Origin of the sequence: Paraburkholderia sediminicola, from assembly GCF_046027825.1 — a bacterium.
In the GTDB taxonomy this organism is placed as follows: domain Bacteria; phylum Pseudomonadota; class Gammaproteobacteria; order Burkholderiales; family Burkholderiaceae; genus Paraburkholderia; species Paraburkholderia sediminicola_D.
Genome location: NZ_JAQQDU010000038.1, coordinates 1 through 12,868 on the forward strand (window position 1 = coordinate 1; position 12,868 = coordinate 12,868).

Annotated in this window: 9 protein-coding genes, 1 tRNA gene and 1 pseudogene; 9 read left to right on the forward strand and 2 right to left on the reverse strand. The window is 63.6% G+C overall.

Annotated elements, in window-relative coordinates:
• Positions 1–138: 138 nt before the first annotated feature.
• From PQQ96_RS20970 to PQQ96_RS20985, 4 genes are all read left to right on the forward strand, one after another.
• Positions 139–1,377, forward strand: coding sequence for a formylglycine-generating enzyme family protein (locus PQQ96_RS20970; protein ID WP_408296123.1), 1,239 nt, complete (start codon positions 139–141; stop codon positions 1,375–1,377).
• Positions 1,378–1,463: 86 nt separating this feature from the next.
• On the forward strand, positions 1,464–2,555 hold the full coding sequence (locus PQQ96_RS20975; RefSeq protein ID WP_408295940.1) for an HAD family hydrolase: 1,092 nt from the start codon (positions 1,464–1,466) through the stop codon (positions 2,553–2,555).
• Between the two features lie 110 nt (positions 2,556–2,665).
• On the forward strand, positions 2,666–4,348 hold the full coding sequence (locus PQQ96_RS20980; protein ID WP_408295942.1) for an arylsulfatase: 1,683 nt from the start codon (positions 2,666–2,668) through the stop codon (positions 4,346–4,348).
• Positions 4,349–4,461: 113 nt separating this feature from the next.
• Positions 4,462–7,161, forward strand: a complete 2,700-nt coding sequence (locus PQQ96_RS20985) for a fused MFS/spermidine synthase (RefSeq protein ID WP_408295945.1) — start codon at positions 4,462–4,464, stop codon at positions 7,159–7,161.
• A gap of 16 nt (positions 7,162–7,177) precedes the next feature.
• On the opposite strand, the pseudogene PQQ96_RS20990 reads toward PQQ96_RS20985, so the two are convergent.
• Together PQQ96_RS20990 and PQQ96_RS20995 are read right to left on the reverse strand one after the other, a co-directional pair.
• A pseudogene (locus tag PQQ96_RS20990) lies at positions 7,178–7,414 on the reverse strand (integrase); the annotation flags it as partial.
• Between the two features lie 137 nt (positions 7,415–7,551).
• Positions 7,552–7,636, reverse strand: a tRNA-Leu gene (locus PQQ96_RS20995).
• A gap of 183 nt (positions 7,637–7,819) precedes the next feature.
• On the opposite strand from PQQ96_RS20995, the gene PQQ96_RS21000 reads away from it, so the two are divergent.
• Genes PQQ96_RS21000 through PQQ96_RS21020 form a run of 5 tightly spaced genes read left to right on the forward strand, consistent with a single transcriptional unit; the run spans position 7,820 to position 12,838 of the window.
• On the forward strand, positions 7,820–8,890 hold the full coding sequence (locus tag PQQ96_RS21000; protein WP_408295947.1) for a LacI family DNA-binding transcriptional regulator: 1,071 nt from the start codon (positions 7,820–7,822) through the stop codon (positions 8,888–8,890).
• Between the two features lie 57 nt (positions 8,891–8,947).
• Positions 8,948–10,027: an ABC transporter substrate-binding protein gene (locus tag PQQ96_RS21005; RefSeq protein WP_408295950.1), complete on the forward strand. Its 1,080-nt coding sequence runs from the start codon at positions 8,948–8,950 to the stop codon at positions 10,025–10,027.
• Complete coding sequence (locus PQQ96_RS21010) at positions 10,024–10,848, forward strand: ABC transporter permease (RefSeq protein ID WP_408295953.1); 825 nt, start codon at positions 10,024–10,026, stop codon at positions 10,846–10,848. The genes PQQ96_RS21005 and PQQ96_RS21010 overlap by 4 nt, the downstream gene beginning before the upstream one ends.
• Positions 10,849–10,880: 32 nt before the next feature.
• Positions 10,881–11,795, forward strand: a complete 915-nt coding sequence (locus tag PQQ96_RS21015; protein ID WP_408295956.1) for an ABC transporter permease — start codon at positions 10,881–10,883, stop codon at positions 11,793–11,795.
• Positions 11,792–12,838 (forward strand): ABC transporter ATP-binding protein, encoded by a 1,047-nt coding sequence (locus PQQ96_RS21020; RefSeq protein WP_408295958.1) that lies wholly within the window; start codon positions 11,792–11,794, stop codon positions 12,836–12,838. The genes PQQ96_RS21015 and PQQ96_RS21020 overlap by 4 nt, the downstream gene beginning before the upstream one ends.
• Positions 12,839–12,868: the final 30 nt, after the last annotated feature.

The window sequence follows — 12,868 nt, forward strand, 5'->3', positions numbered from 1 at the left end:
CATATTTCTTAACCGCATCATTCGTTATTCCGTATCGCTAAGCTTCTGCTATACCAAAGAGCACTGGTGTTGCATCAAAGAGAACTGGTCCACGCCTGCTAAAGGGCCAGCCGCTGTACCCGCGTGAGAGAACGGATGATGAGTTCAGGAAAACATGGCACGGCAACGGCTGCCCGCTCTAAAGGCACGCCCTCCGCAACTCCGGCGCCGGCCCCCCGCTATCGCAAGCTGCTCCTTTGGGGCGTGCTTCTGGTCATGCTACCTGCATGCGTAGGCGCAGCAGTCAGCTGGGCTTTCGCCTCACATAGCCAGCCTCACTCGCAAGTCGTCTACGGCGACGGAACGCATGGCCCGCTCGGCATGGCCTGGGTTCCTGGCGGCCAGTTCCTGATGGGCAGCGATTCAAAGCAGGCACAGCCCAATGAACGCCCTGCCCACAAGGTGCGCGTGCACGGCTTCTGGATGGACCGTCATCACGTGACCAACGCCGAATTCCGCAAATTCGTCGAAGCCACCGGCTACGTCACGACCGCTGAAAAGAAACCCGATTGGGACACCCTGAAAGTACAGTTGCCGCCCGATACGCCGCGTCCGCCTGACAGCGCGATGGTGGCCGGCGCCATGGTGTTCGTCGGCACCAACCATCCCGTGCCGCTCGAAGACTATTCGCAATGGTGGCGTTATGTGCCTGGCGCGAACTGGCGTCACCCCACCGGGCCGGACAGCAACATCGTCGGCAAAGACGATCACCCGGTCGTTCAGGTTTCCTACGAAGACGCGCAGGCCTATGCGAAATGGGCCGGCAAACGCCTGCCCACTGAAGCCGAATGGGAATTCGCCGCACGCGGCGGGCTCGAGCAGGCCACTTACGCGTGGGGCAATCAGTTCGCGCCGGACGGCAAGCAGATGGCCAACGTCTGGCAAGGTCAGGAGCCGCAGGCGTTCCCGGTGGTCAGCCCGAAAGCGGGTGGCGCACTCGGTACGAGTCCGGTCGGCACCTTTCCGGCTAACGGCTATGGCCTGTCGGACATGACCGGCAACGCCTGGCAGTGGGTGGCCGACTGGTATCGCGCCGACCAGTTCCGGCGTGAAGCGGTGAGCACCAGCGTGATCGACAACCCGGTTGGCCCGCAAGATTCGTGGGACCCGGCGGATCAGGGCGTACCGGTGGATGCCCCCAAGCGCGTAACGCGCGGCGGCTCGTTCCTCTGCAATGAAGCCTACTGCCTGAGCTACCGTCCGAGCGCGCGGCGCGGCACCGACCCCTACAACAGCATGTCGCATCTCGGCTTTCGCCTCGTGATGGACGAAGACACCTGGAAGCAACCGCTTGCACGCCAGGAGTCGGCCCGCGCAGCAGGTGCTGACGGAAGCTAGGGCGCTCTGCCCTTCGAGTTGTACTCGTTTCTCCCGTGCGCTGTTGCCCGCGGGGCGTGGAATTGTGCAATCGGAACGGAGGTCGGATGCAAACAAGCGGTCAGTCGAAGCGGTCGGAACGTGCGGTGGGGGTGATCCCCCCTGGATTCAGGTCGGCGTTCGGCGTCGCCCTTGTCGTACTCGGTGTCACGTTGAGCGCTGCCGGTTGTACAACGCCTGGCAGCACGAACGCCTCAGCGCCGACGGCAGTCATGCCGGCCGCCGCTCTGCCATCCTGGCGTGACGGACCGGCCAAGCAGACGATCCAGAAATTCGTCGCCGACGTCACCCGCGAAGGTTCGCCGAACTACGTGCCGCCTGCCGCGCGCATTGCTGTGTTCGACAACGACGGCACGCTATGGAGCGAGCAGCCGATTTACTTCCAGTTCGCCTTCATGCTCGACCAGGTGAAAGCGGCAGCGCCGAAGCATCCCGAGTGGAAGAACAATCCGGCCTTCAAAGCGTTGGTCGCCAAAGACTACGGCGCGTTGGAGGGCCTGCAGAAACAGGTGCTGCAACTGGTCGCCGTCGCCAATAGCGGCATGACCGTGGACGACTACGACAAGACCATCCGCGACTGGCTGGCCACCGCCCGGCATCCGAAATTCAATCGCCCGTACACCGACCTCGTCTATCAACCACAACTGGAGTTGCTCGCCTATCTGCGCGCCAACGGCTTCAAGACCTTCATCGTGTCGGGCGGCACTATCGAATTCATGCGGCCGTGGGCCGAGAAGGCGTACGGCATTCCGCCCGAGCAGGTGATCGGCTCGAGCCAGGTTGTGCAGTACCAGATGCATGACGGTCAGGGCACGCTGGTGCGCCTGCCGAAAATCGATTTCGTCGACGACGGTCCCGGCAAACCGGTCGGCATCTATCGGAACATCGGCCGCAAGCCCATTCTCGCGTTCGGCAATTCGGACGGCGATTTGCAGATGCTGCAGTACACCGCGTCCGGCAGCGGCCCGCACCTCGCCTTGCTGGTGCATCACGACGACGCAGTACGTGAATTCGCCTACGACCGCACGTCGAAGATCGGCAAGCTCGACAAGGCCTGGGACGAAGCGATCGCCGACGGCTGGACCGTGGTCAGCATGAAGGATGACTGGCAAACCATCTATCCCGCGCCGAAGCAATAGGCGGACGTGGGAGAGCGCGAGTCGCGTGCAGGTCGCGGCCGCTACGAGGCAACCCGCGCGCAAGGAACGCGTAACGGGCGAACAGAAGTCAACGCCATTGGAGCGACACGATGAGAATGTTCCATAGAAAGGGCCGCTACGCAGCCGGGGCGACTGTCGTCGCGCTTGCTGCGTTCGCTGCCCTGATTTTTCCATCCATTAACGCGCCTGCGCAGACTCCAGCGCCGGCCAAACCCGCGGCCACGAGCGCGCCACCACCAGCCGCCAAAGCCTCGTCGAAGCCGAACATTCTCGTGATTTTCGGCGATGACATCGGGCAGACGAATATCAGCGCCTACTCGCGCGGTGTGGTGGGTTACAAGACACCGAATATCGATCGCATCGCGAATGAAGGCATGATCTTCACGGACTATTACGCCGAGAACAGTTGTACCGCAGGGCGTTCGTCCTTCATCACCGGCCAGACTCCGCTGCGCACCGGGCTATCCAAAGTCGGCGCGCCCGGCGCACCGGTCGGCCTGCAAAAGGGCGACATCACCATCGCTCAGGCGCTCAAGCCGCTCGGCTATGCGACCGGTCAGTTCGGCAAGAACCACCTTGGCGACAAGAACGAGTACCTGCCGACCAATCACGGGTTCGACGAGTTCTACGGCAACCTGTATCACCTGAATGCCGAGGAAGAACCCGAGCGCCCGTACTGGCCGAAGGACAAGAACGACCCGTACGTGAAGAACTTCTCGCCGCGTGGGGTCATTCATAGCACGTCCGACGGCAAGGTCCAGGATACGGGTCCGCTCACCGCCAAACGCATGGAAACCATCGACGACGAAACCGGCGCCCATGCGGAAGAGTTCATCCGCAAACAGGTCAAGAACGGCACGCCGTTCTTCGTCTGGATGAACTACACGCGCATGCACGTCTTCACGCACGTTCGCCCTGAGTTCAGAGGCAAGAGCGGCATGCCTGGCAATGAATACGCCGACGGGATGTGGGAGCACGATCAGGATGTCGGTAAGTTGCTCAAGCTGCTGGACGATCTGAACATCTCCAAAAACACGATCGTCATTTACACGACCGACAACGGACCGAATCAGTTCTCCTGGCCGGATGCTGCAACCACCCCGTTCCGTAGCGAGAAAGACTCCAACTGGGAAGGTGCATTCCGTGTGCCGGCGATGGTGAGATGGCCAGGGCATATCAAACCGGGCGAGACGTCCAACCAGATGTTCTCGGGCCTCGACTGGTTCCCGACTCTGCTTGCCGCAGCAGGCGACACCGGCGTGAAGGACCGGCTCCTGAAAGGATGGGCGCCCAAGGCCGGTGGGACCACCTTCAAGGATCACCTCGACGGGTACAACCAGTTACCGTTCCTGACAGGGCAAACGACCAAAGATCCACGCACCGAGTTCTACTATTTCGACGACGACGGACAATTGGTCGCCATGCGCTGGGATCAGGACGGCAACGCCTGGAAGGCGGTGTTCTGCGAGCAGCGCGCCAAGGGCAACCTGAATATCTGGGAGGACCCACTTATCTGCCTGCGCCTGCCCAAGCTATTCAATTTGCGCATGGACCCCTATGAGCGGGCGGATATCACCTCGGACCAGTACAACGACTGGGAAACGAAGAATGTTTATCTGAACGGCATCGCGACGCTGAAAGCGTCGACGTTCCTGCAGACATTCGTTCAGTATCCGCCGAGCCAGCGGCCCGCCAGCTTCAGCGTGGACGGCGTGCGCCGGCAGGTCGACAAGAAGATTGACGAGTCCTTCAAGAAGCGCGGCCTCGAGTAATATGTAGTGCGATTGCGCCTGCCGGCTTCAACTGGCAGGCGCAACTTCCTGATCGGGCACGCCGCGTCAAGCCGATCCAGATCAGTTCACATTATCCCGACGCACATCATCCCATGACCCAAACGCTGGCCAACCGTGCCAAAAGCTCACGCCGTGAGCGCCGCGCACATGAACACGCACAGCGTCGCGGCGATACACACTCGCACGAACCCCAGCAAGAAGCCGACGGCCCAACTTTGCCGATCGCCTGGCCATTGCTGCTTCTGTTTGCCTCGGGCGCCGCATCGCTGATTTACCAGGTCCTGTGGATCAAGCAGCTCGCGCTGGTGGTCGGCGTCGAGGTGCAAGCCGTCACCACCGGCGTCAGTGCTTTTTTCGCGGGCCTTGCAATAGGTGGCTGGATCTTCGGCAGACTGGCCGACCGGTTCGCGCGACCCTTGCGCCTGTACGCGCTGCTTGAAGCCGGCGTGCTGGTGCTGGCTCTCGCGAGCACGTGGCTGCTGCCGCACGCTGCGGCGCCGTTCGCCTTGCTGCAAGATCGAATCGGTCCGCTTGCCTGGGCGTTACCCTTTGCTCTCGTCGGCTTGCCTGCCGTCCTGATGGGCGGCACGCTGCCGGTGCTGATGCGCGCGCTGTGCCCCGCCGCCGCCCATATGGGCCGCTCCGGCGCCCGTCTCTATGCTGCCAATACGGCCGGCGCGATTGCCGGCACGCTGGCCGCGAGTTTTGTCCTGATTCCATGGCTCGGTGTGCTGGGCAGCGCCTGCGCCGCTGCGACGCTGAATGCCGGCGCAGCGCTCGTCGCCGCACTGCTTGGACGCACGCTGCAGGCCCTCGTGCCGGCTGCCGAATCGCCCTCACCTGCCGTCGCTCCACGGCAGTCTACGGCGGACACCGCGCACGACGTATCGTCCCCGGCTGCTGCCGCGCGGACCGCGCACAACGTACCGCCCCCGGCCGACACCGCACGCGCCGCGCGACCCTCGAAGGCCCGCACGGCGCTCGTGCTCTACGCGCTGGCCGGCGGCGTCGCGCTCGGTTACGAGGTGGTGTGGTCGCAAGTGATCGTGCAATTCATCAGCACCCGCAGTTTTGCGTTCGCCGTGGTGCTTGCCACCTATCTGCTGGGCCTCACGCTCGGCAGCGCGCTGGCGTCGCGCTACGCCGATCGGGCGCGCGATCCGTGGGGTGTGTGTGCGGTGCTGATCGTGTCGGCCGGACTGGTCGCGCTGCTGGAGGTCGCCGTGCTGGGCAACGGGCTGCTGCAATGGCAAAGTCTCGCGCGAGAAGCCACGCTCGGCGCCACCGGCAGTCTGTTGACGGCCATGTGCGCGGGCTTCGCGGTAGCCGCCGTGTGCGTCGTCTTCGTCCCTACCTTGCTGCTGGGGGCGGCGTTCCCCTTCGCGTTGCGGCTTAACGTGGACAACCGGCACACGGGGCGCGACGTCGGTGCCGTCGTGGCGCTCAATACCGCCGGCGGGATCGCCGGGACCCTGCTGACCGGCTTCGTGCTCGTGCCGAAGCTGGGCCTCATTCACACCCTCGCGGCACTTGCCATCCTCGCGGGCGCAGTAAGTCTGATCGCCGTGCTGCGCGGCTCGAACGTGCGGCCGTTCGCGCGCTGGAGTGTGCCTGCCCTCGCCGTGCTGACGCTCATCACCGTGATCGTGACGCCGTCCGACCGGCTCGCCACGCTGCTCGCCGAATCGCGCGGCGGTAATCTCACCTTCTACGAAGAGAGCGCGGGCGGCACGGTGGCGGTCGTCGAACAAAACGCCGGCCAGCACCAGTTCCGGCGGCTCTATATTCAGGGCGTCTCCAACTCCGGCGATACGATGACATCGCTGCGATATATGCGCCTGCAAGCCCTGTTGCCTTTGATCATCCACCGCGAGACACCGCGCACGGCGCTGGTGATCGGGCTCGGCACCGGCATTACCGGTGGCGCGCTGCTGACCTGGCCGGGCCTGGAACACCGCGCGGTCGCCGAACTGTTGCCGGCCGTCGTGCGTGCTTCGCCGCAGTTCAAGGGCAACTACGCCGTAAGCACCGATCCGCGCATGGACATCCGGCTGCGTGACGGACGGCGCGAACTGCTTCGCCATGCTGAACGCTACGATCTGATCACGCTCGAACCGCCGCCGCCCTCGGCTGCGGGTGTCGTCAATCTGTACTCGTCGGACTTCTACCGCCTGGCGGCGTCGCGCCTGCAGGAAGGCGGCATCGTCGCGCAATGGCTGCCGTTGCCGACGCAGAATGAAGAGGACACGCGCTCGCTGATCCAGAGCTTCATCCAGGTGTTTCCGCACGCCGCATTGTGGACCACCGAGTTGCACGAGATGATGCTGGTCGGTTCGATACAGCCGCTCGAACTGGACGTGCCGCGCATCGAGGCGCGCTTTGCGCAACCGCAGGTCGCCGCGGCACTGCGCGAAGTCGGCATTGCGTCGCCGGCGGCGCTGCTGGCGACCTGGATCACCGACCGCGCCGGCCTCGCATACTACGCCGCGGACGCCCGGCCGGTCACGGACGATCAACCGCGCATCGAATACGCCACGTGGGTTCATCGCGACGCATTTCCGACGACGCTGGCACACCTGCTTGCCCTTCACACGGAGCCGCCGTTGCAGGGCGCCGACGACGCGTTCCGCACCGCCATGGAGAACTCGCGCAGCGCATTACAGAGTTTCTATTCAGCGGGGCTGGACGCCTATAAAGGCGATCGGGATGCGTGGGCGCAGGACATCGACAATGTCGTACGCATGGACCCGGACAACGCTTACTACCGATGGCTAATCGGCGACGATAGTTAGCCGGTTTTAGCCAGGTCATCGCCCGGAATCCGAGGCCGGCAATCTCGGTACGGGCGTCGTAGCCGAGCCGACGCAACGCGGCATTGATCGAGGCGTCACTCATGGGGCGGTGACGATCTCGCGCGCCTGGGAACACGTATGGGTGGTTGCCGGTTAGAGCTTGCAACTCTCGCAGGATTGCTACGGCCTGCGTCGCAAGCGGCACAAGGTGCGCTGTCTTTGTCCTGGTGACGAGATAGCGCCATTCCCGTTTGCCTTGATGGCATAGCGAAATACCAACTACCACCGGCTGCACACCGACAACCCGGGAACACAGGGGAACAAAAAACCCGCGAAGCCTTTAGCTATCGCGGGTTTCAGGATTTTATTGGAATCGTGCGGAATACGACTTGGTGCCGGGGACCGGACTCGAACCGGCAAGCTGTGAAGCGGCGGATTTTAAGTCCGCTATGTTTACCAATTTCATCACCCCGGCAGGGGTCAGAACCACGCGTGGACGCGAATTCTACCATTGCCCGGCGAGCGCACCAAACCGGCGCAATCCAGCCGCCATCCACCCCCACCGTCGCCCCGCTACGACAAAAATTGGAGTCATCTGCAAGTCACAAACGTTCCCGATAATCCGCTCACGAAAACGTTTACATTTTGAGCGGAAACCATGATCCCAACGATCAAAGATGTCGCCGCCCATGCGGGCTTTTCCATCGCCACGGTCTCGCGCGCGATCAACGCGCCGCACACCGTGAACCCGGTCACGCTCGACAAAGTGCGTCAATCCATCGACGCCCTCAACTTCCGCCCCAGCCCGCTAGGCCGGCAGTTGCGCGGCGAGCGCACGCGCCTCATCGGCGTAATCCTGCCGACAATCGCCAACCCGGTGTTCGCCGAATGCCTGCAAGGTATCGACGAGCTCGCCGCGGCGCAAGGCTACCGGCTCATGCTGATGACCACCCAGTACGATGCCGACCGCGAACGCCACGCCATTGAGACGCTGCGTGAACATCGCGTGGAAGGCCTCATCCTGACCGTCGCCGATGCCGACACGCATCCGCTGCTCGACGAACTCGACCGCGCCGGCCTGCTCTATGTGCTGATGCATAACGACACCGTGCGGCGTCCGTCGGTCTCGGTCGACAACCGCCTCGCCGCGTTCGACGGCGTACGCACGTTGATCGCGCACGGCCATCGCCGCATCCTGATGCTCGCGGGCACGCTGGCCGCCTCGGACCGCGCCCGTCAGCGGCATCTCGGCTACGCGCAGGCGATGCAACAGGCCGGTCTCACCCCCGCCCCCGCGCTCGAAGTCGATTTCAACGCCGACGAACTGTCGCCGTCCGTACTCGCTCATCTGACCAGCGGCCCGAACCGCCCGACCGCCCTATTCTGCAGTAACGATCTGCTCGCCATGGTCGTGATGCGTGGCCTGCGCCGGGCGCGTCTGCAGATTCCGCGCGACATGTCGATTCTCGGCTTCGACGGACTCGCGATGGGCGAATTGCTGTCGCCGCCGCTGGCAAGCGTCTGCGCGCCGAATCGTGAGATCGGTTGCGCCGCCTGGGAGCGTTTGCTAGCCCGCGTTACCGGTACCTACGACGCGTCCGGTGAAACGTCGCGCACGCTGACCTTGCCGCACCGCGTACGCGAAGGTGCCACCATCGCGGCGATTTCGAGCCGCGTCGACAGTCCATCGACGCATGCTTCGACGTCGGCCGAAGAGCCGTTTGCATAAGCCGTTACCACTTCGAACCCCGAACCACCCGCTCTCTTCCTCTCCAGGAGACCCGCAGTGATCCGCTCGTCAACACGCTTTGCTTCTTCGATCAAACCGCTCTGGCGCCGCCTCGCCCGCACCACGGCCACCGCGCTGTCGGCCGGCATGATCGTCACCGCCGCGCTAGCCGCCGTCGCCCCGCAAGCGGCTCATGCCGACGAAACCGCGATCTGCTACAACTGCCCGCCCGAATGGGCCGACTGGGCGAGCCAGATCAAGGCGATCCAGCAAAAAACCGGCATCCGCGTACCGTTCGACAACAAGAACTCCGGCCAGTCGATCGCGCAGCTGATGGCCGAGCAGAAGAGCCCGGTGGCGGACGTGGTGTATCTCGGCGTGTCGTCGGCGTTCCAGGCAAAAGACAAAGGCGTGATCCAGCCGTACAAACCCGCGCACTGGGACGACATTCCGGCGAACCTGAAGGACCCGCAAGGCTACTGGTTCACGATCCACTCGGGAACGCTGGGCTTTTTCGTCAACAAGGATGCGCTCGAAGGCAAGCCGGTCCCGCGTTCGTGGGCCGACCTGCTGAAGCCTGAGTACAAAGGCATGATTGGCTACCTCGATCCGTCGAGCGCGTTTGTCGGTTATGCGGGCGCCGTCGCGGTGAATCAGGCGCTTGGCGGCACGCTCGACAACTTCGAGCCGGGCCTCGACTGGTTCCGCAAGCTGAAGGCCAACGCACCGATCGTGCCGAAACAGACCGCCTATGCACGCGTGATGTCCGGCGAAATCCCGATCCTGCTCGACTACGACTTCGATGCCTACCGCGCGAAGTACAAGGATCACGCCAACGTCGAATTCGTGATTCCGAAGGAAGGCACGATTTCGGTACCGTACGTGATGAGTCTCGTGAAGGGCGCGCCGCATGAAGCGAACGGCAAGAAGGTGCTGGATTTCGTGCTCTCGGATGAAGGTCAGAAACTGTGGGCCGAAGCCTATCTGCGTCCAGTGCGCGCGAATGCGATGACCCCGGAAATCGCCGCCAAATTCCTGCCCGCAAGCGACTATGCCCGCGCCAAGCCGGTCGACTTCGGCAAGATGGCCGAAAAGCAGTCGAGCTTCGGCGAGCGTTATCTACAGGTGATGCATTGAACGACGTCACGTTCCCGCTGCGCTGGCGCATCGCGTTGATCGCGCCGGCGCTGGCGGTTTTCATCGCGTTCTGGCTGCTGCCGATGGGTGCGCTCGCGCAAATCAGCGGCGACGGCCACGCCTTCTCGACCTATCGCGCGATGTTGACGAATCCGCGCTACATGTCGAGCCTTGGCGCGACCGTCGTGTTGTCCGCGGCCGTCACAGCGGCGACGCTGGTGCTCTCGGTGATCGCCGGTTTGCTGCTGGCGCGACGTGAGTTTCCGCTCAAGCGCACGCTGCTCGCTCTGCTGACGTTTCCATTGGCATTCCCAGGTGTCGTGGTCGGCTTCATGGTGATCATGCTCGCAGGACGCCAGGGTTTGATCGGCGCGTTATCGCTGAAACTCACCGGCGACCGCTGGGTGTTCGCTTACTCGATGAGCGGCCTCTTTCTCGGCTACCTGTACTTCTCGATTCCCCGCGTGATCGTCACGGTGATGGCGTCGGCAACCAAGCTCGATGCCTCGCTTGAAGAGGCCGCGCGTTCGCTCGGCGCATCGCCGTGGCGTATTACGCGCGACATCGTGTTGCCCGCGTTGTCGCCGGGCCTGATCGCGGCGGGCGCCGTCTGTTTCGCGACGGCGATGGGCGCCTTCGGCACTGCCTTCACGCTGGCCACCGACATCGACGTATTGCCGATGACCATCTACACCGAGTTCACGCTGAACGCGAACATGGTGACGGCCGCGGGCCTGTCCATCGTGCTCGGCATCGTCACATGGGCCGTGCTGGCGTTCGCTCGCAGCGTGAGCGGCTCGGCTGTCGCGGCAAGCGCATGAGCGGTGTTCCCCAACCCGATGACAAGACTCCGATGAATTCCGTCACCGCTCCAACCCAGACGGCCACCAAGCCGCGCGCACGGCAGTTTAGGGTACCCACATCACGTACATGGCTGGCAGCCGGCCAGTGGCTCGTTACGCTGCTGCTGTGCGCGTTTCTGATCGTGCCGGTGGTGATGTCGATCATGGCCGGACTCACGGTCAACTACTTCAAGGGTGTATCGAGCGGACTCACACTGCGCTGGCTTAGCGAAGTGTGGACGCAGTATCACGACTCGGTGTTTCTCTCGCTCGAAGTAGCGGCAGCAACCCTGTGCATTACGCTCTTGACCGGTGTGCCCGCCGGCTACGTGCTGGCGCGCAGCAAGACGCGGCTCTCGCGCATCATCGAAGAGTTTCTGGTGCTGCCGATCGCCCTGCCCGGCCTCGCTTCCGCGCTTGCACTTCTGGTGGTCTACGGCGGCTTCACGATGTTTCGCATGAGCGTCGCGTTTATCATCGTCGGGCATGTGGTGTTCACCCTGCCCTTCATGGTGCGCGCGGTCGCTGCCGTGTGCGCAAGCAGCGATCTGCGCACACTCGAAGAAGGCGCAGCGAGCCTCGGCGCGAGCTTCTTTCAGCGCTTCATAACAATCGTGCTGCCGAATGCACGACCGGGGATCGTCGCCGGTGCGCTGGCGGTGCTTACGCTCTCGATCGGCGAATTCAACCTGACGTGGATGCTGCACACGCCCGACACCAAGACGCTGCCGGTCGGTCTCGCCGACACCTATGCGTCGTTACGCATCGAGATCGGCAGTGCCTACACGATTCTGTTTTTCATCATGACGATGCCGCTGCTCGTCGCGATGCAATGGCTCGGCGTCGATGCGACCGGCCAACGCGGCGCGGGGAAAAAACGCCTTGCTGCCGCCCGTCCAAAGCCTACACCGACATCCACACCATGAAACTCGACTCCGTTCCCATAACACTCACGCAATGCGCGAAGACGTTTCGCGGCACGCGTGTGCTCGAGCCACTCGACTTACACATCGGCGCGGGCGAGACACTGGTGCTGCTCGGCCCATCCGGTTGCGGCAAGACCACCACGCTGCGCATGATCGCGGGCCTCGAAACACCCGACGCCGGCGGGAGCATCGCGTTCGGCGACGAAGACGTCACCGCGCTGCCGATCGAGAAACGCCAGGTCGGCATGGTGTTCCAGAGCCACGCACTGTTTCCGAACCTGACAGTGCGCGGCAACATCGGCTACGGACTGAAGATCAAACGGGTACCCACTGAGACCGCACGGCAACGCGTCGACGAACTGCTCACGATGATGCGTCTCACCGCGCACGCGGACAAACCCATCGATCAGCTTTCTGGTGGCCAGCGTCAGCGTGTTGCATTGGCCCGCGCACTCGCCGTGCAACCCCGCGTGCTGCTGCTCGACGAACCGCTGACCGCCCTCGATGCACGTCTGCGCGACACCTTGCGCAGCGAGATGAATACGCTGCTGCGCGAGCTGGGCATCACGACCGTCTACGTGACGCACGACCAGGCCGAAGCGATGGAACTCGGCGACCGCATCGTCGTGATGAGCGCGGGGCGCATCGAACAGATCGGGTCGCCGCGCGACATCTACTATCGTCCGGCGAATCGCACGGTCGCGCAGTTCGTCGGCACGATCAACCGGCTGGCGGGCGAGCGGCGCGATGGTCTGCTGAGAACGACCGGCGGTACTGTACCCCTACCCCCAGACGCCGCGCACGCCAGCGCAGCACACGAGATTTTCTTCCGCCCCGAAGACGCGACCCTCGCCGATCCGGCCAGCGCCCAGTTGCGCGGCAATATCGAAAGCACGGCGTTTCTCGGCGAGCGCACCCGGCTCACAATCGGTGGCGCCGCACCGGACGTTTTGCTGATCGACGTCGCGGGCCGGGTAGAACTTGCGCGCAGCACGCCGGTCGGGATTTCGATCGCGCAGGACGCGCTGATTGCGCTATCGTAATGACGCTGCGCTGTGCTTCTAGCGCACCAT

Bases quoted from the DNA above. Each gene is read 5' to 3' on its own strand.
- PQQ96_RS20970 (WP_408296123.1), top strand. From the start codon at position 139: ATGAGTTCAGGAAAACATGGCACGGCAACGGCTGCCCGCTCTAAAGGC.
- PQQ96_RS20975 (WP_408295940.1), top strand. From the start codon at position 1,464: ATGCAAACAAGCGGTCAGTCGAAGCGGTCGGAACGTGCGGTGGGGGTG.
- PQQ96_RS20980 (WP_408295942.1), top strand. From the start codon at position 2,666: ATGAGAATGTTCCATAGAAAGGGCCGCTACGCAGCCGGGGCGACTGTC.
- PQQ96_RS20985 (WP_408295945.1), top strand. From the start codon at position 4,462: ATGACCCAAACGCTGGCCAACCGTGCCAAAAGCTCACGCCGTGAGCGC.
- PQQ96_RS21000 (WP_408295947.1), top strand. From the start codon at position 7,820: ATGATCCCAACGATCAAAGATGTCGCCGCCCATGCGGGCTTTTCCATC.
- PQQ96_RS21015 (WP_408295956.1), top strand. From the start codon at position 10,881: ATGAATTCCGTCACCGCTCCAACCCAGACGGCCACCAAGCCGCGCGCA.
- PQQ96_RS21020 (WP_408295958.1), top strand. From the start codon at position 11,792: ATGAAACTCGACTCCGTTCCCATAACACTCACGCAATGCGCGAAGACG.